This is a genomic window from Photobacterium makurazakiensis (genome assembly GCF_050336715.1).
In the GTDB taxonomy this organism is placed as follows: domain Bacteria; phylum Pseudomonadota; class Gammaproteobacteria; order Enterobacterales; family Vibrionaceae; genus Photobacterium; species Photobacterium makurazakiensis.
Map to the genome: position 1 here is coordinate 16247 of NZ_JAKJSJ010000045.1, position 18056 is coordinate 34302.

An 18056-nucleotide genomic window follows, 5' to 3' on the forward strand; every position below is an offset into this window, starting at 1 on the left:
GGGTCGCTGCTGGATTCACCTCTTTATCACCGTTGCTGCTCAGTTATTCAATTTCTGTAATCATTGAGTTTAAATGGCTATAAAGCCGTTTGGACGTCTAGACGTAAAAATATCTATTGACTTCATTTGTCTTAGCCAATAGCATCAACGCAATAGATGAGATTAGCTAACCGTTATCTCACGTGATAAAAATAATGCAAACACATAAAACAACATGACAATATGCCATTAACGCTTCACGATAAGTAATAACATATACGGCATATGATTCAGGATGAACAATGATAGAAATAAATAGAGTTAACAAGGTGTTCTATCAGGGGGAAAGGGAGATCCACGCGCTGCGTGATATTAACCTTACCATTGAACAAGGCACGATCTTCGGCGTAATAGGCTCTTCCGGTGCAGGTAAAAGTACCCTGATCCGTTGTGTTAACCTTTTGGAAAAACCAACTAGCGGTCATGTCATTGTTGATGGCACCGATCTCACTATGCTATCAAGCCAAGAGCTAACCCAAGCTCGCCGAAAAATTGGCATGATTTTCCAACATTTCAATCTGCTTTCATCCCGTACTGTTTTCAAAAATATCGCGTTACCGCTTGAACTGGCAGGCGCATCGAAAGATGCTATCGAAAAGAAGGTCAATGAGCTTCTTGCCTTAGTCGGTTTGGCTGATAAAAGTGAAACATACCCATCAAATTTAAGCGGCGGACAAAAGCAACGGGTTGCCATTGCTCGTGCCTTGGCTTCTGATCCGAAAGTACTGCTTTGTGATGAAGCCACCAGCGCACTTGATCCCGCGACAACTCAATCTATTTTAGAGTTACTCAAAGAGATCAACCGCAAATTAAACCTAACCATTTTACTTATTACCCATGAGATGGACGTGGTCAAAAGTATTTGTTCACAAGTGGCAATTATCGGAGATGGTGAGCTGGTCGAAAAAGGCCCTGTCGGTGATATCTTTGCTCATCCCAAAACAGCCCTTGCTCGTGAGTTCATCCGCTCAACGCTAGATCTCTCAATTCCTGAAGATTACCGTGCACGCATGGTTGAAACCCGTATCGATAACAGCTACCCATTAGTACGCCTTGAGTTTACGGGAGCGTCGGTAGATGCGCCGTTGATATCACAAGTCGCCCGTGAGTTTAATATTGATATCAGTATTCTAAGTTCAGATATGGACTATGCTGGGGGCGTTAAATTTGGCCTTATGTTGGCTGAATTATTCGGTACCGAGCAAGCTGCGGAACAGGCCATTGCCTTCCTTCGTGATCATAAAGTCAATGTAGAGGTATTAGGTTATGTTGCTTGAATCTGTTGTAACCTGGTGGACAGAAAACGAACGTCTAGTTCAACTGCTAATTGATGCCCTAGGCCAGACGCTGGTAATGGTCTTTGTATCAGGACTTATTGGCTTTTTGATCGGTATCCCCGTGGGCGTTGCACTGCACCTGACCAAAGAAAACGGTTTGCTGGCAAACCCTATCGTCAACAAAGTACTCGGTATCGTGACCAATATTGGCCGTTCGATCCCATTCATTATCTTACTTGTGGCAATAATTCCTTTTACCCGCTTCGTTGTCGGTAGTTCCATCGGTACTGCTGCAGCTATCGTGCCACTGACCGTTGGTGCAATACCATTTATTGCCCGTTTAGTTGAAGGCGCACTACTTGAAGTACCTACGGGCTTAGTTGAAGCCGCACAAGCTATGGGGGCAAAACCAAGCCAAATCATCAGTAAGGTATTATTACCAGAAGCATTACCGGGTATTGTTAATGCCGTAACGATTACATTGGTTACTCTTGTCAGTTATTCAGCGATGGCAGGAACGGTTGGCGGCGGTGGCCTAGGTGATGTCGGTATCCGATACGGCTACCAGCGATTTGATGGCACAGTCATGTTAATCACCGTGGTCATGCTGGTCATCTTAGTGCAGATTATTCAATCTGCCGGTGATCACCTCGTTAAGCGTTTCGATCATCGCTAAAAGAACACGATTTAAAAGACGTATAAAAGACATATAAAAGACAATTACTATCTAGAATTACGGAAAACCCCGATTTAAGGAGAAATAACATGGCGTTTAATTTGAAGAGCATTTTTGCCGTTGCTGGCCTAGCATCTGCGCTAGTACTAACAGGTTGTGGCGACAAAGAAGCCGTTGTTGATAACAGCAAAATAAAAATTGGGGTAATGGCGGGCGCTGAAGCACAAGTTGCTGAAGTGGCAGCGAAAGAAGCCAAAGACAAGTACGGTCTTGATGTTGAACTTATCACTTTCACTGACTATGTCTCACCAAATGCAGCGCTAGAAGAAGGCTCTATTGACGTTAACGCCTTCCAACACAAGCCGTACCTTGATCAGCAAATCACTGACCGTGGTTACAAATTTGCAGTTGCAGGTAACACCTTTGTTTACCCTATTGCTGCTTACTCAACGAAAATTACATCTTTGGATGAGCTAAAAGACGGCGATCAAATTGCGGTACCGAACGACCCGACTAACCTTGGCCGTTCATTACTGTTACTTGAGCAACAAGGTCTATTAACGCTAAAAGAAGGTGCTGGCCTAACAGCAACAGTACTGGATATTGTTGAAAGCCCGAAAAACCTAAGAATTGTTGAACTGGAAGCCGCTCAGCTACCGCGTTCTTTAGATGATGTTCAGCTAGCTATCATCAACACTACTTATGCAAGCAGCATCAACCTAACGCCAGAGCGCGATGGTGTATTTGTTGAAGATAAAGAATCACCATACGTTAACCTGATTGTTGCTCGTGAAGATAACGTAAATGCAGAAAATGTGCAGACGTTCATCAAAGCGTATCAGTCAGATACTGTTTATACTGCAGCACAAGAAATCTTCCAAGGTGGTGTGGTTAAGGGTTGGTAATCTCCCTCTTAACGGTACTCTCTGAGATTGAATTGCCCTAGCTTATGCTAGGGCTTTTTTTGCCTTGGCCATAATGCTATGTTCTGCGTCAATCTCCACAGGCCGGAATTGTTATGTCGTACCAAATTGAACCGATCGGTATTATCCGCTCTCCTTATAAAGAAAAGTTTGCCGTTCCACGCCAGCCCGGACTCGTTCCTAGCGCACGCTCTGAAATTGTTCTCCAAGGAGAAGCGAATGCCATTGAAGCGGTTCGAGGTATCGAGCAATTTAGCCACCTGTGGCTACTCTTTCTGTTTGATCAAAACCTTGATGCAGGTTGGCGACCAACCGTCAGGCCTCCGCGGCTTGGTGGCAACGAACGTATCGGCGTTTTTGCTAGTCGAGCAACCTTTCGCCCTAACGGTATAGGCATGTCAGCGGTAGAGTTAAAAGGGGTTCGCCAGCAAGGCAGTGATGTGATCATCGAGCTCGGTGGCGTAGACTTAGTTGACGGAACGCCGATTGTTGATATCAAACCATATATCCCCTACTCAGACAGCTTACCAGAGGCGCAAGGTGGGTTTGCTACCGAGCAGCCAAAGACCTTACCCGTAGTATTTTCGGCACAAGTAGAGTCGCAGCTTGATGGACACCAACAGGCGCAGCAGCGTGCGGTAATTGAAGAGGTATTGGCGCAAGATCCCCGCCCCGCTTACAAAAAGGGCAAAATCGATACCAAAGAGTACGCCGTTCATTTATTTGACTACAATGTAAAATTCACAGTCAGCGACGAGCAAGTGCTGGTGACGTCACTAGAAAAGGCTAAACTCAGCTAAAAGATTCCTCGCACGCTTGTTCCCTTTGGCGAACAGCCAAATGGCTGGTAGTATATGCGGTTATCGCCACGTTGAGTGGTTGGGGCATTCTCCCCTTATTCTCTTTTATATCAAACAACGGATACCATCAATGCGTACCAGTAAATATCTTCTTTCAACGCTGAAGGAGACTCCAAACGACGCAGAAGTTATCAGCCACCAGCTGATGCTACGTGCAGGTATGATCCGTAAGCTGGCTTCAGGTCTTTACACCTGGCTACCTACAGGTCTGCGTGTTCTGCGTAAGGTCGAAAACATTGTTCGCGAAGAAATGAACAATGCCGGTTCAGTCGAAATGATTATGCCCGTAGTTCAGCCTGCTGATCTATGGCATGAAACAGGCCGTTGGGACAAGTTTGGTCCCGAGCTCCTACGTATCGCTGACCGCCACGATCGACCGTTTGTGTTAGGTCCGACGCACGAAGAAGTGATCACCGACATGGTTCGCAACGAAGTTAAGTCATACAAGCAGCTTCCGCTGAACCTGTATCAAATTCAGACTAAATTCCGTGATGAAGTACGTCCACGTTTTGGTGTAATGCGCTCTCGTGAGTTCATCATGAAAGATGCATACTCGTTCCACCTAAACCAAGAAAGTTTAGAAGAAACATACGCAGAAATGCACCAGGCATATTGCAATGTTTTCACCCGCATGGGTCTAGATTTCCGTCCAGTATTGGCTGACACCGGCTCTATCGGTGGTTCTGGTTCGCACGAGTTCCATGTACTTGCAGAGAGCGGTGAAGATCTTATTGCCTTCTCTACCGAGTCTGACTACGCAGCTAACATCGAGAAAGCTGAAGCTGTAGCGCCAACAGCGACACGTGCTGATGCAACGGTTGAAATGACATTGGTTGACACACCAAACGCAAAAACCATTGCCGAGTTGGTTGAGCAGTTTGATATCGCTATCGAGAAAACAGTAAAAACACTGTTTGTTAAAGCCTCTGAAGAAGTAGATGCTGATCTTGTTGCCCTGATCATCCGCGGTGATCACGAGCTAAACGAAATCAAAGCTGAAAACTTGAAAGAAGTGGCTTCACCACTAGAAATGGCGACGGAAGAAGAAATCCGTGCATTGATCGGTGCTGGCCCAGGTTCACTAGGCCCTGTCGGCCTTGATCTGCCATTCATCGTTGACCACTCTGTTGCGGTAATGAGCGATTTCGGTGCAGGTGCTAACATCGACGATAAACACCACTTCGGTATTAACTGGGGTCGTGACGTTGAGCTAGGCCAAGTTGAAGACCTACGTAACGTAGTTGAAGGTGATCCAAGCCCATGTGGTCAAGGTACGCTTCTACTTAAACGCGGTATCGAAGTTGGTCACATATTCCAACTAGGTAACAACTACTCGACATCAATGAATGCATCGGTTCTTGGTCCTGATGGTAAAAACACTATCATGGAGATGGGCTGTTACGGTATTGGTTGTACCCGTGTTGTTGCTGCTGCTATCGAACAGAATCACGATGATAACGGTATTATCTGGCCTGCTGCTATTGCACCGTTCCAGGTATCTATCGTACCAATGAATATGGCGAAGTCTGAAGAAGTGAAAGCGGCAGCTGAAAAGCTTTACGCTGATCTAACAGCTGCGGGTATCGAAGTGCTATTCGATGACCGTAAAGAACGTCCAGGTGTAATGTTTGCAGATCACGAACTGATCGGTATTCCTCACACCATCGTTATTGGTAACCGCAGCCTAGAAAACGGCGAGATGGAATACAAAGACCGTCGTGCTGGTACTAAAGAAGCTGTTGCCATTACAGATATCGTTGAGCTAGTTAAGCAAAAAATCGCTTAACCTCAATGAAAGCTGATTCGAGAGCCTCCTATATGGAGGCTTTTTTTTGTCTCTTTTTTATGGATATCACTCACAAGCTCTTTGGCGGATAAACACCTTCTTCAGGTTCGGTGTATAGTTAGAAGTAGGCGCATCACAAGGATAATAAATGGCAAAGGAACAGCCAAAGATCAGTTTGTTACTGACAGGCGGAGGGGCAAGAGCGGCTTACCAAGTCGGGGTATTAAAAGCCATTTCCGAGTGGTACCCACGCGTTCACCATAGCCCTTTCAGTATCTATTGCGGGACATCTGCTGGGGCAATCAATGCAATCTCGATTGCCAGTTATGCGTCTTGCTTTCGGCTTGGCGTAAAGAAGCTCGAATGGATTTGGTCACGCCTTCATAGTCGCCGTATCTTCAAAACTAGCCCTACTGGTATGACGGGGTATCTCGCTAACCAATGGTTTGCCCGTTTACAATCATCACATCATGAAAGACCACCATTTGGTTTACTCAATAACCGTCCATTGCGCCAATTACTTAATCAAGTTAATAATTATCACCGCCTGGAAAAACAAATAACCGCAGGTAATTTACACGGAATATCTATCACTGCTTCAAGCTATAAGAGTGGGCACTCTGTCAGCTTTTTCCAAGGCCAGCAGGCGATTAGCGAATGGGACCGCGCCAAGTCAAAAGGGCGACGGGCGCTGATCAGCACTGAGCATTTGTTGGCATCCGCAGCCATTCCCCTTGTTTTTCCCGCCACTCGCATAGGCAGAGCTTATTACGGTGATGGCTCAATTCACCAACTCGCCCCGCTACGTCCCTCGCTTAAAATGGGCGCTGATAAGATACTGATCATCGATTTAATCAATCAAAAACTCGATGAGCGTGATCATACCCGAGCGCCAGGGCTGGCAACATTAGGGGGTCATCTCATGGACACCATATTCAGTGATACCCTGACCGCTGATCTTGAAAATCTATCACGCACCAATTCTTTATTGTCTCATCTCCCGCTTGACGCTCAACGTGACCAAGGGATGAAAGTTGTCAATCATATTCACTTATCACCAAGCCAGTCATTCGAGCCCCTAGCGCAAAACTATTATTGCCAGCTTCCTCCTATGACACGAACCCTCATGCGACTCGCAGGTATCAGCCCAAAAGATGATGCCGCGATCACCAGCTACATCTTATTTGAACCAGCCTATATACAAGCCCTTATCAATATGGGCTATGAAGATACGCTCGAAAAAGAGTCGAACCTTCGCGATTTCTTAAAATAAATCAGTCAATTATTAACAAAAAAGTTACCTAGCTATTGAAATGGCTTAATTTTTGCCTATAGTAATCTTCCTAACATTTATTTGACGCTAATATGGATCCGAGCCTCTGGAACAACATTCTGGCAGATGAACACAAACCAAGGAAAAAACCCCTTGGGGCTGATCAGCGCCTGTTGATCCTGCAAAAGCTACAGGGAAAGCTTGATCTAGCCGTGTTATTTGAAGTGTTCGCCCGAGAAGTCGAAAAGCAAATTGATATTAGCCGCCTGATCTGGGAGTTAGATGACACAACAACCCCGATACGACGCGGCTCAGCAACCGAATACCGCCAAACCTTTATCCTTCGCTTCAGTGCAAATGAGCTCGGTAAATTACAATATTGCACCCCCTATCCGCTTGATAGAGATGAAGTGAATCTTCTTCATACATATCACCGCCTATTTGCCGGCCCTTTAATGAGTGCCATTGAATACCGTCGCGTCAAAAACATGGCACTTCGTGATTACCTCTCGGGGCTTGGTAACCGTAGCTGTTTCGAGCAAGACATTACCCATGCGATTGCGATCAGTGAGCGACGCAATGTTGGGCTGGTAATGGTTATGTTTGATTTGGATAACTTCAAGCAGGTGAATGACCGTTTTGGCCACCCTGACGGTGACAAAGTCATTCGCCATTTTGGACGTCTCATTAAAAATTCAGTACGGGCTTCAGATCGCTGCTACCGTATTGGTGGCGATGAGTTTGCCGTGCTTCTTCAACCGGCGACAGATAAATCAGCTGCTCATGTGATCCAACGGGTCGATCAATTTATGGCTGAAGATGCGATTCTGCGCACGCTAAAAATCGGTTACTCTTGCGGCTTTAGTGCCTATCAAAAAGGTGATAGCAGTACGTTATTAGTTGATCGTGCTGACCGCCATTTATATAGCCATAAGCGCAATAAGTAACCAGCTCAAATCACTGTTACTGCCCACCTCCCATCAATCTGGTATAGTGAAAACGATAGCTATTTCATCAGTCTTGTTTGATATTTCTCTTTTCAGAACGAGCATACTGACGAAATCACTGTTTATGTAAGGAAACCCAATGAAAGTTTTTGAATGCTGTGAACTGATCCGTATGACTTACGCCCAAATTGGCGGTGGCGAACTGGGCTATATCCCAAATGCGATTCATTGTGCAGTCAAAACCCTCGACTTTATTGCCGCTAATGAGGAGCTACCAAAAGATGTGCGTGAACGCGCTGCTTTTGCAGCCGCTAACTTATTGATGAGCGATCACGAGGACGCCTAATGGACTTAAACAACTTTGAGAGCATGGATCCTGTCATGCTGATGAGTATCGTCAACATGAAGATCCGCGATGAATTTAGCGATCTGGATGGCTTGGTCAAATACTACGATATCGATAAAGACAAGCTGATAACCAAACTCGCCGGAGCGGGGTTTGATTACCTGCCGGAAGCCAAGCAGTTTCGATAAAGCTATCGGCAATAAAAAACGGAAGCCTCGGCTTCCGTTTTTTATTGTACTAATACAGACTCAGCGTTTACTTCACTGTTACCCTAGCCTTTAAAGACAGGCAGTAGGTTCGCCATCGCCAGTAAATGGAAAGCGGCTGTCAGTACCCCGAATGCGATCACTACATAGATTGTCACATTCCCTCCTGGAACAACAAAACCTTCTTGTTCCGGCACTCTTTGACGTAATGTTTTAGCCAATACAGCAGGGATGATACAAGTCCAAATCGTAGCAGCAGCACCAGCTAGACCAATCGCGGCAACAAAACCAAACGGTGCCACTAGCGAGAACACCAATGGTGGAACAAAAGTCACTCCCCAGGTTTTTAGTCGCCCTTGCTTGGTATCGCCAAAGCCAAAGAAGTCAGCCAAGTAATCGAACACACCCAGACCAACACCGATGAAAGATGAGACAATCGCAGCAATAGAGAAGATATGCAGTGCTTGTTTAATGCTATTTGAATCTATCGCAGAAGTAAGTGCTGACATCAAGGCATCCACACCACCACCTGCAGTCACAACAGGACCAAATGCCTCACGGGGTACATTGCCAAAAATGCTGATCACCCATCCCAAATAAAACGTAAGGGCTATGACTGTACCGCCAAGAATGGCTTTTTTGGCTATGTACTCATCTTGGTAGTAATCACGCATCGTACTCACTGAATGATGGTAGCCAAATGACGTTAACGCGACTGGCAATAAGGCTAACGCATAAGCCGAGTAAGGGGTTTCAACCTGGCCTTGTTCAAACAATACCGGCACACTGATATTCGAAGCTAAACCTGAAATACCCAGAACAAAGCTGATGATCATAAACAGGATCAGCACAATAGAAATACGATCCACTGCACGGGTAGAGTGCAAGACAAAGGCCGAGCAGACTGCGACAAACAACACAGAAGCCAATTCACGCGAGACACCGAGCATTTCACTAAAAATCATACCAGATGATGATATATACGCATAGAGCAGGATCCCACCGACAAAATAAAGCGATAGGTTATTAATAACATTTACTTTTTTGCTTAATAAGTCTTTGGTGACTGTATTGAATGACGATTTAAATTCGTAATGCTTAAGTGATTCTAGCAATAACCATCCGGATAAAGTCATCATGATCATCGTGACAGAAATGGCAATCACACTCCATAACGTCCACGCACCCGCACCCGCGCTCGGTAACCCAAGCATGCCTGCCCCAACACAAACACTGGCGATAATACATGCGCCCCCAAGTGTGGATGGTTTACTCATAATGACTCCTAAACAACATTAATGTATCAGTGTGCTAGTACAATAATGTGTTCTGACTTTTTACGCAACCGTAGAGCATTCATTTGGATAAAAGATGAACAGGTAGATGGAAATTTTGCTTTACAGTTATTATCGATATAAAAAAACCGCAGCAAACACCCGTTTAAAGGTCTTTCTGCGGTCTATAATATATTGGCTATATCGAAGCGGCGTTTTTACATTTTTGCAAAATAAGCGGCGACATTGGCAATATCATCATCATTGAGCATTGATGCCTGTGGCTGCATTACCATGGCCATCCCGCCAGTACGCTCTTTGTTCTTATAGGCTTTTAAGGCATTCACAAGGTATTGTTCATTCTGCCCTTTTAGGTTTGGGTAACCTGGGATCACAGCAATGCCATTTGCCCCATGGCAGGCTGCACATACTGCCGCCTTGGCTTTACCGGCATCGGCATCACCTGCCGCCATTACCGGGCTGGAAACTACTGCTGCTAACATTGCTATCGCAAAAACTTTCTTCATCAGGTCCTCTTTTCTTATTGTTTGTTGTCCATACACTTAAATCGTGACCAGCATATCAGTCACGATAGAGCCAATTAAATTGTGCCTTGTTTCACCTAATATTGCACCTTGAATGCAGAATTACGCCACTCTAAGTCACAATCATTACCAGCAAAACCCTCAACAACAAACAATCCAGCAACCGCGACTAACGCCTCACCATAGAACAACAAAGGGGTTCGGCGTCGATTCCAGCTCGGTACGCCATGTTCTTGAAACAGCTTTTTAAGCTTACGCTTACCGACTCGGCCAACAGGCTGAACAGCCAACCCGGCGGGCTCGAACCTAATCGTCACAGGCTCATTTTTTGTTGGCAAACGCAAGGTGCCATGTTCACTTTTCGCTAACGTCACCGTACCTAAATCATACGGTAAACAACATGGCTGCTCGAGTTGGCACGTGAGTACTTGCTGGCTCACATCAGGCCATTGCTCCAAAATATATAAGCGCTGCTCGAAACGGCGCACCTCATATTGGCTCCAACAAAGTTTAGGATTAGCATCCGCTTTTGCCAAAATAACGTTATGCCATATTTGTTCAAGTTGGGCTTGAGAGGGCATCAGTACATTTTGCAAGGAGAGCCATTGACGTATCAATGCTTTTCCTTGTCGCTCACTGCCTAGTCCCGCAATGCTTAAGCTTTGATCGGGATGTAACGCGTGGACTAATTTATCCGCCAACAATTCCTGCAGTAATGCCTCCTGCTCACCACACAATGCGGCACTGCGCGCCACCGACTTTCGTATTCCAGCCCAGCGGTCAGTCAGCAGAGGCGCCACGTTATGCCGTAAGAAATTACGATCATAACGTTCATCACGATTACTTTCGTCTTCAACCCATTGTAACTGCTGCAATGCCGCATATTGCTCAACATCTCCGCGAGTCACTCCAAGCAAAGGTCGCCAGTGCTCGCCTGAAGAAAACGACGTTAATGCAGGCATCGCTGACAACCCAGCCGGACCACTGCCTCGCTTAAGCGCAAGTAACACGGTTTCAAGCTGATCATCAGCATGTTGAGCCGTTAACAATGTACTGCCTTGCTGCATATGCTTCGCTAGTGCTTCATAGCGGGCAACACGTGCCTCCTGCTCTAAGCTTTTACCCTTCCCAAGATCAAGCACCACACGCTCCACTGCACATGGAATACTTGCCTCTTTCGCCCATGCTAAGCACTGCTCAGCCCATTGATCGGCGTGCTGGCTCAAGCCATGATGCACATGCACAGCTTGGCAATGTATATGAGGATTGTCTTTTAAATAGCGCCCCATCAAATGCAGTAGTACGCGAGAGTCCATCCCGCCACTGAGTGCGAGAATAAAGTGAGTCGTGTGCTGCTGGTGGGCTTGAAGTTCATTGGTTAGATGGGTGTAAAGCATGAGGGTATCCAATAAAAAACGCGTTGAACATGATACCAAATTCAACGTTGAACAGAGTGGATAAAAAAACGGGCCAGCGAAACCGCTGACCCGTTAATATCTGATTTGCAGAGATACTTATACGTATCGCAAAATTTAGCAGTAGCCGTAGCTCATCAAGCGTTGGTAACGGCGCTCAAGCAGCGCTTCAGTATCTAGCGCGTCAAGCTCTGCTAATGTTGCTAGAATTTGCGTTTTCAATGAACCTGCAATAGCAACAGGATCACGGTGTGCGCCGCCTAGTGGCTCTTCAATAATATTGTCGACAAGCTCAAGCTCTTTCAAACGATCTGCCGTCATGCCCATCGCTTCAGCCGCTTGTGGGGCTTTGTCAGAATCACGCCACAGTATCGATGCACACCCTTCCGGTGATATCACAGAGTACGTTGAGTATTGCAGTATATTAACGCAGTCACCGACACCAATCGCCAGTGCACCACCTGAACCACCTTCACCAACAACGTTACAAATAACGGGTACAGTTAAACCAGCCATCGCTTTTAGATTGGTTGCAATCGCTTCTGATTGGCCACGCTCTTCAGCACCAACACCTGGGTATGCACCTGCGGTATCAATAAACGTGATAATCGGCATTTTAAAGCGCTCTGCCATCTTCATTAGACGCAGGGCCTTACGGTAACCTTCCGGCTTAGGCATACCAAAGTTACGCAGTACTTTTTCTCTGGTTTCACGGCCTTTTTGATGACCAATAACCATTACAGGACGACCATCAAGACGCGCAATACCACCAACCAGTGCCTTATCATCGGCAAACGCACGATCACCAGCTAGTTCATCGAACTCGGTAAGCATGTGTTCAACGTAATCAAAAGTATATGGACGTTGTGGGTGGCGCGCTAATTGTGCAACCTGCCAAGCACCTAGATCACCAAAAATCTTATTGGTTAGCTCTAGGCTTTTCTTCTCAAGCTGTTCAATTTCTTTGTCTAAATCAACCGATTCAGACCCTTCGCGACGTGATACGTCACGTAATGCTTCAATTTTGGCTTCTAGTTCAGCAATCGGCTGTTCAAACTCAAGGAAGTTCAGGCTCATACCACTTCAATCCTTTTGCTCATAATCATTTCATTATTCAATAACTATGGGCTAATTTAATTAAACTCAAGCTCTACTTGCTTTTCACCCAGCAATATTTTTAGATCGGAGATGAGTTGATCTGCTGGGGTAACGCGCCATTCTGTCCCGAGGGTCAGCTTAGCACGCGCATTCGAGCGCTGATAATACACATTTACCGGCACAGTACCTGCCCGGTGCGGCTCCAGCACACGGCTAAAGCGTTCAAAAAACTGTTCATCAATTTGCCTCTCAGTGACTGAGATAGCAAGCCCCCGGAGGTGTTTTTCTCGTGCATCTGAGATATCTAGCACTTCCCGGGCGGACATTTTAAGGCCACCGTTGAAATCATCAAAGCTGACCTGTCCAGAAACGACTAATATTTTATCTTTTTCTAATAAATCAATATACCGCTCAAGTGGTTCAGAGAACAGCATGACTTCCATTCGACCACTGCGATCATCAAGTGTCATTAAACCAATTCGCGTACCGCGCTTGGTTGTCATAACACGTGCCGCAATAACCAAACCTGCCACCGTCACCACTTTATCTCGGCCGGTTGGGTGAGCATCTTTCAAACGCCAAGTCGTATAGTGCTTTAACTCTTTGACATAGGCATTCACTGGGTGGCCAGTTAGATATAAGCCAAGTGTATCTCGCTCACCTTCCAGCCACACTTTTTCTGGCCATTCCGGAATGTTGGCATACGCGTGCTCCACCTCTTCAGGTGCCGCGGTGAGTACCCCGAACATATCCGTTTGCCCGAAAGCTTCTGCTTGGTGATGCTGGCTCGCTGCCTTAATCGCGTCATTGAGCGTTGCCATCATGGTTGCTCGGTTTGGCCCTAAGCGATCCATTGCGCCTGACTTGATCAGTTTTTCCAAGACTCGCTTATTCACTTTCTTGGTATCAATGCGGGCACAGAAATCAAATAAATCTTTGAAGTGACCGTCTTTTTCTCGGGCTTCAATAATATTTTCAATCGGGCCTTCACCGACCCCTTTCACGGCACCAATACCGTAAACAATGGCACCGTTATCATCAACGTTAAAACGATATAGCCCTTTGTTAACGTCGGGCGGTAATAAGGTGATCTTCATCCGGTGACATTCATCAACCAGACCAACAATTTTATCGGTATTATCCATATCGGCAGTCATTACCGCCGCCATGAATTCTGCCGGATAGTGCGCTTTTAGCCACAGTGTTTGGTACGAAACCAAGGCGTAAGCTGCTGAGTGAGACTTATTAAAGCCGTAACCCGCGAACTTTTCAACCAAGTCAAAGATCTTCATGGCGAGCTCGCCATCAACCCCATTCTTGATTGCGCCATCTTCAAAGGTGGCACGCTGCTTGGCCATCTCTTCAGGCTTTTTCTTACCCATTGCTCGACGCAACATATCTGCGCCACCCAAGGTGTAGCCTGATAAAACCTGCGCGATCTGCATAACCTGTTCTTGATACAGGATGATGCCATAGGTCGGTTCAAGTATTTCTTTTAGCGATTCATGTTGCCAAGTTGCATCAGGGTATGAGACTTCTTCGCGACCATGTTTCCGGTCGATAAAGTTATCTACCATACCCGACTGTAGCGGCCCCGGACGGAACAAGGCAACCAGTGCGATCATATCTTCGAAGCTGTCGGGCTGAAGGCGTTTAATCAAGTCTTTCATACCGCGGGATTCAAGCTGGAAGACCGCAGTTGACTCCGAACGCTGCAGCATGGCGAACGACTTCGCATCATCCATCGGAATAGAGGCAATGTTTACCGGCTCTTTCCCTTGCGCTTCTAGGCGAGGGTTGACCATACCAAGCGCCCAGTCAATGATGGTAAGCGTACGCAAGCCTAAGAAGTCAAATTTGACCAGACCTGCGGTTTCAACATCATTCTTATCGAACTGGGTGACGGGGTTTGCGCCTTCGGCATCACAATACAGCGGGGCAAAATCGGTGATCGTTGTGGGTGAAATAACAACACCACCAGCGTGCTTACCCGCATTACGTGTTACACCTTCGAGGATGCGACACATATCAATCAGATCTTTAACTTCTTCGTCAGCTTCATAAACCTGTGGCAATTGCGGCTCAGCTTCAAACGCTTTCGCCAACGTCATGCCCGGTTCAGCAGGTACCAGTTTAGAGATACGATCAACAAAGCCATATGGATGACCAAGAACACGCCCCACGTCTCGAATAACCGCTTTTGCCGCCATCGTACCGAAAGTGATGATCTGAGATACGGCATCTCGACCATACATTTCCGCCACGTGATCAATAACCAGATCACGTTTATCCATACAGAAATCGATATCGAAATCGGGCATGGAAACACGTTCAGGGTTAAGGAATCGCTCAAACAGCAAATCAAATTCAAGCGGATCCAAGTCAGTAATATCTAGCGCATAAGCGACCAATGAACCGGCACCAGACCCTCGACCAGGACCAACAGGCACAGCATTATCTTTTGACCACTGGATGAACTCCATAACGATCAAGAAGTAACCTGGAAACCCCATCTGGTTGATAACTTTCAGTTCAATATCAAGGCGTTCATCGTATTCAGGGCGACGCTTATTCCGCTCTTCTTCATCAGGGAATAAGAAAGCTAAACGACGCTCAAGCCCTTTTTGTGACTCGACCACCAAGAACTCTTCAATGGTCATGTCGCCCGTCGGGAAGTTGGGCAGGAAGTATTCACCAAGGCGAACGGTGACATTACAGCGTTTAGCTATCTCAACACTGTTTTCCAGTGCTTCTGGGATATCAGAAAACAGCTCACACATTTCCTCTTCAGTACGTAAATACTGTTGATCGCTGTAAAGCTTTGGTCGGCTAGGGTCGACCATGGTGTAGCCATCATGAATCGCTACCCGGATTTCGTGAGCATCAAACTGATCGGCCTTTATAAAGCGCACATCGTTCGTAGCAACAACAGGCAAACCCGCATTTTCTGCAAGTGTCACCGCGAAGTGCAAATAGGCATCTTCATCTGGGCGACCCGTTCTGACCAATTCCAAATAATAGGCATCTTCAAAATGGGTCTGATAAAACTCAACACATTTGTCGACTAGCTGTTGGTTGCCCTTTAGCAGTGCCTTACCCACATCACCAGTTTTACCACCAGAGAGTAAGATCAGGCCCTTTTTATGCTCAACCAACCACTCTTTATCCATCACGGGTAAATGTTGTACATGGCCACGTTGATAGGCCTTAGAGATCAACATAGTGAGGTTTTGATAACCGTCATTGTCGGCAGCTAAAACCGTTAGATCACACAGTTCATCGCCAAGATCGTCAGACATGACTTTGAAATCCGCCCCGATAATGGGCTTCATGCCTGCGCCATGCGCAGCAAAATAGAACTTCACCAACCCACATAGGTTAGTAAAATCCGTTAGTGCCATCGCCGGCATACCCATTCCAGCCACGGTTTTCACCAGTGGTGGAACTTTTGATAAGCCATCGACCATAGAAAAGTCACTGTGGACACGAAGATGAATAAAGCGAGGATCTGCCATGACTAACCAGATTTGATATGTGCATAAAACAAGGTGACGATTATAGCTCAAAGTGCCACAACCATCACCGTGATCAGCTTATTTACACCTTTTACGGTGAAAAACCAGCCGTTAAATAGAAAGGAACGCTATTCCAAGCCGAGAATACGTTTCACAGGCTTAAAACTTTTGCGGTGTTGCTCAATCGCGCCATGTTGCTCCAAAGCCTCAAAGTGCGCTTTGGTTGGATAACCTTTATGCTTCGCAAAACCATATTGCGGGAATTCAGCATCCAGCTCTTCCATTTCACGATCACGGGTTACTTTCGCCAAAATAGAGGCTGCACTGATTTCAGCAACCCGTAAGTCGCCTTTAACCACAGCTTGTGCTGCCATAGGCAACTCGGGGACCTTATTGCCATCTATCAATACATAATCGGGCGTTACCGGCAAACCAGCGACGGCACGCTGCATGGCAACCATCGTGGCTTGCAAAATATTCAATTGATCGATTTCTTCTGGCTCACAGCGCCCTAGTGACCACGCCAATGCTTTTTCTTTGATCTCATCAAACAGCACATTACGTTTTTTTTCGGTCAACTTCTTGGAGTCTGTCAGCCCTTCAATTGGATTATTTGGATCAAGGATGACCGCTGCAGTAACCACGGCACCAACCAATGGGCCACGCCCTACCTCATCCACACCCGCAATACTATTTGCTTTAGGATATTCAAACGGTTCTAGGATTATCGCCATATTCTTTATCTATCAACTTCAATACAGAGGCCGCAGCCTGTTTGTCTGCGTCACACTTAATAAGTTGGTGCAAACGGGAAAATTCTGCCATCAATTCACGGTTATCTGCCACTAAAAAACGATTTACTTCAGCTGCGAGCTTTTCAGGCTCACAATCCTCTTGTAGCAATTCGGGCACCAATTCACGATCAGCCAGAATATTTGCCAAGGAGACATATTTGGTTTTTAACATCTTTTTGGCAAGCCATGCCGTTAATGGCTTCACTTTATAGCCCACAACCATTGGCCGCTTAACGAGCATACATTCCAATGCCACAGTACCAGATGCAAGTAAGACAGCATCGGCAGCAATCATGACGTTACGGGCAGTATCATCAACCAACTCAAAATCAAGCTCGGGGGCTGTTTCTTGCCATTCCTGCTCAAATTGTGCACGTCGTTTTTGGTTCACCAGCGCAACGACAAAGCCCAAGTCGGGATGTTGTTGTTTCAATAATTTGCACGTTTCAATGAACGGGGCGGCAAGCATCTCCAGCTCACTACCTCGGCTACCCGGTAATACCGCGAGCCAACGCTTGCTACTGTCGAGATTTAGAAGCGCTTGTGCCGCTTGCTGGTCCGTTTCCATCGGAATAGCGTCAGCCATGGTGTGGCCGATAAACTCACAAGGCACATTAAACTTGTCATAAAACGCTTTTTCAAACGGTAAGAACGCCAAAACCAAATTGGTCGCCGCCTCAATTTTGAAAATACGTTTCTGCCGCCATGCCCATACCGATGGACTGACATAATGTACCGTTTTTATACCTTGTAACTTCAAATCACGCTCTAAGCGAAGGTTAAAGTCTGGGGCATCGATGCCGACAAACACATCCGGTGGGTTATCGCTAAAATAGCGAACTAGCTCAGCTTTGACTTTGAATAAGCGCGGCAGGCGACCAAGGACTTCGACAATCCCCATCACTGCTAGCTCTTCCATATCAAACAACGTTTCGCAGCCTTCGGCCTGCATGCGCGGACCTGCAATACCGACAAATTCGGCATCGGGGTACTGTTGTCTAACCGCCTTTATAAAGCCGGCACCTAAAATATCGCCGGAGATTTCCCCGGCGACAATTCCTATTCGAAGTGGCTTCGTCATA

Annotated in this window: 16 protein-coding genes; 9 read left to right on the top strand and 7 right to left on the bottom strand. The window is 46.3% G+C overall.

Features of this window, described 5'->3' with window-relative positions; translation table 11 throughout:
* Nucleotides 1–281 precede the first annotated feature (281 nt).
* From metN to L4D09_RS19250, 9 genes are all read left to right on the top strand, one after another.
* Nucleotides 282–1316 (top strand): methionine ABC transporter ATP-binding protein MetN, encoded by a 1035-nt coding sequence (metN, locus tag L4D09_RS19210; protein WP_428459139.1) that lies wholly within the window; start codon nt 282–284, stop codon nt 1314–1316.
* Nucleotides 1306–1992, top strand: coding sequence for a methionine ABC transporter permease (locus L4D09_RS19215; protein ID WP_428459140.1), 687 nt, complete (start codon nt 1306–1308; stop codon nt 1990–1992). Before metN ends, L4D09_RS19215 begins: the two co-directional genes overlap by 11 nt.
* Before the next feature lie 89 nt (nt 1993–2081).
* A complete protein-coding gene (locus tag L4D09_RS19220) occupies nt 2082–2897 on the top strand; it encodes a MetQ/NlpA family lipoprotein (protein ID WP_428459141.1) in 816 nt (271 codons plus the stop codon).
* Nucleotides 2898–3010: 113 nt separating this feature from the next.
* Nucleotides 3011–3715 (top strand): tRNA (N6-threonylcarbamoyladenosine(37)-N6)-methyltransferase TrmO, encoded by a 705-nt coding sequence (gene tsaA, locus L4D09_RS19225; protein WP_428459142.1) that lies wholly within the window; start codon nt 3011–3013, stop codon nt 3713–3715.
* Nucleotides 3716–3845: 130 nt separating this feature from the next.
* Entirely contained in the window at nt 3846–5561 is a 1716-nt protein-coding gene (locus L4D09_RS19230; protein WP_428459143.1) for a proline--tRNA ligase, read from the top strand.
* Nucleotides 5562–5709: 148 nt separating this feature from the next.
* The gene (locus tag L4D09_RS19235) at nt 5710–6834 is read left to right on the top strand and encodes a patatin-like phospholipase family protein (RefSeq protein ID WP_428459144.1); all 1125 of its coding nucleotides are present in this window, start codon (nt 5710–5712) and stop codon (nt 6832–6834) included.
* A gap of 92 nt (nt 6835–6926) precedes the next feature.
* Nucleotides 6927–7781 carry a GGDEF domain-containing protein gene (locus L4D09_RS19240; protein WP_428459145.1) on the top strand — a complete coding sequence of 285 codons (855 nt, stop codon included), beginning with the start codon at nt 6927–6929 and terminating at the stop codon, nt 7779–7781.
* A 139-nt stretch (nt 7782–7920) separates the two neighbouring features.
* The gene (locus tag L4D09_RS19245; protein WP_428459146.1) at nt 7921–8127 is read left to right on the top strand and encodes a YaeP family protein; all 207 of its coding nucleotides are present in this window, start codon (nt 7921–7923) and stop codon (nt 8125–8127) included.
* Nucleotides 8127–8315: a DUF4250 domain-containing protein gene (locus tag L4D09_RS19250; RefSeq protein WP_428459147.1), complete on the top strand. Its 189-nt coding sequence runs from the start codon at nt 8127–8129 to the stop codon at nt 8313–8315. Before L4D09_RS19245 ends, L4D09_RS19250 begins: the two co-directional genes overlap by 1 nt.
* Nucleotides 8316–8398: 83 nt before the next feature.
* On the opposite strand, the gene L4D09_RS19255 is transcribed toward L4D09_RS19250, so the two are convergent.
* The 7 genes from L4D09_RS19255 to lpxB form a co-directional block, all read right to left on the bottom strand.
* Nucleotides 8399–9610, bottom strand: coding sequence for an aromatic amino acid transporter (locus L4D09_RS19255; protein ID WP_428459148.1), 1212 nt, complete (start codon nt 9608–9610; stop codon nt 8399–8401).
* A gap of 215 nt (nt 9611–9825) precedes the next feature.
* Nucleotides 9826–10134, bottom strand: a complete 309-nt coding sequence (locus L4D09_RS19260) for a c-type cytochrome (RefSeq protein WP_428459149.1) — start codon at nt 10132–10134, stop codon at nt 9826–9828.
* Nucleotides 10135–10229: 95 nt separating this feature from the next.
* The gene (gene tilS / locus L4D09_RS19265; protein WP_428459150.1) at nt 10230–11549 is read right to left on the bottom strand and encodes a tRNA lysidine(34) synthetase TilS; all 1320 of its coding nucleotides are present in this window, start codon (nt 11547–11549) and stop codon (nt 10230–10232) included.
* A gap of 135 nt (nt 11550–11684) precedes the next feature.
* Complete coding sequence (accA, locus tag L4D09_RS19270; protein WP_428459151.1) at nt 11685–12644, bottom strand: acetyl-CoA carboxylase carboxyl transferase subunit alpha; 960 nt, start codon at nt 12642–12644, stop codon at nt 11685–11687.
* 56 nt (nt 12645–12700) lie between these two features.
* Nucleotides 12701–16180: a DNA polymerase III subunit alpha gene (gene dnaE, locus L4D09_RS19275; protein ID WP_428459152.1), complete on the bottom strand. Its 3480-nt coding sequence runs from the start codon at nt 16178–16180 to the stop codon at nt 12701–12703.
* A gap of 128 nt (nt 16181–16308) precedes the next feature.
* The gene (gene rnhB / locus L4D09_RS19280; protein WP_428459153.1) at nt 16309–16914 is read right to left on the bottom strand and encodes a ribonuclease HII; all 606 of its coding nucleotides are present in this window, start codon (nt 16912–16914) and stop codon (nt 16309–16311) included.
* A complete protein-coding gene (gene lpxB / locus L4D09_RS19285) occupies nt 16889–18055 on the bottom strand; it encodes a lipid-A-disaccharide synthase (protein WP_428459154.1) in 1167 nt (388 codons plus the stop codon). The genes rnhB and lpxB overlap by 26 nt, the downstream gene beginning before the upstream one ends.
* Between the last annotated feature and the right edge of the window lies 1 nt (nt 18056).

Bases quoted from the DNA above. Each gene is read 5' to 3' on its own strand.
- L4D09_RS19255 (WP_428459148.1), bottom strand. From the start codon at position 9,610: ATGAGTAAACCATCCACACTTGGGGGCGCATGTATTATCGCCAGTGTT.
- L4D09_RS19235 (WP_428459144.1), top strand. From the start codon at position 5,710: ATGGCAAAGGAACAGCCAAAGATCAGTTTGTTACTGACAGGCGGAGGG.
- L4D09_RS19240 (WP_428459145.1), top strand. From the start codon at position 6,927: ATGGATCCGAGCCTCTGGAACAACATTCTGGCAGATGAACACAAACCA.
- rnhB (WP_428459153.1), bottom strand. From the start codon at position 16,914: ATGGCGATAATCCTAGAACCGTTTGAATATCCTAAAGCAAATAGTATT.
- L4D09_RS19250 (WP_428459147.1), top strand. From the start codon at position 8,127: ATGGACTTAAACAACTTTGAGAGCATGGATCCTGTCATGCTGATGAGT.
- L4D09_RS19260 (WP_428459149.1), bottom strand. From the start codon at position 10,134: ATGAAGAAAGTTTTTGCGATAGCAATGTTAGCAGCAGTAGTTTCCAGC.
- lpxB (WP_428459154.1), bottom strand. From the start codon at position 18,055: ATGACGAAGCCACTTCGAATAGGAATTGTCGCCGGGGAAATCTCCGGC.
- metN (WP_428459139.1), top strand. From the start codon at position 282: ATGATAGAAATAAATAGAGTTAACAAGGTGTTCTATCAGGGGGAAAGG.
- L4D09_RS19220 (WP_428459141.1), top strand. From the start codon at position 2,082: ATGGCGTTTAATTTGAAGAGCATTTTTGCCGTTGCTGGCCTAGCATCT.
- L4D09_RS19215 (WP_428459140.1), top strand. From the start codon at position 1,306: ATGTTGCTTGAATCTGTTGTAACCTGGTGGACAGAAAACGAACGTCTA.
- accA (WP_428459151.1), bottom strand. From the start codon at position 12,644: ATGAGCCTGAACTTCCTTGAGTTTGAACAGCCGATTGCTGAACTAGAA.
- tsaA (WP_428459142.1), top strand. From the start codon at position 3,011: ATGTCGTACCAAATTGAACCGATCGGTATTATCCGCTCTCCTTATAAA.
- L4D09_RS19230 (WP_428459143.1), top strand. From the start codon at position 3,846: ATGCGTACCAGTAAATATCTTCTTTCAACGCTGAAGGAGACTCCAAAC.
- tilS (WP_428459150.1), bottom strand. From the start codon at position 11,549: ATGCTTTACACCCATCTAACCAATGAACTTCAAGCCCACCAGCAGCAC.
- dnaE (WP_428459152.1), bottom strand. From the start codon at position 16,180: ATGGCAGATCCTCGCTTTATTCATCTTCGTGTCCACAGTGACTTTTCT.
- L4D09_RS19245 (WP_428459146.1), top strand. From the start codon at position 7,921: ATGAAAGTTTTTGAATGCTGTGAACTGATCCGTATGACTTACGCCCAA.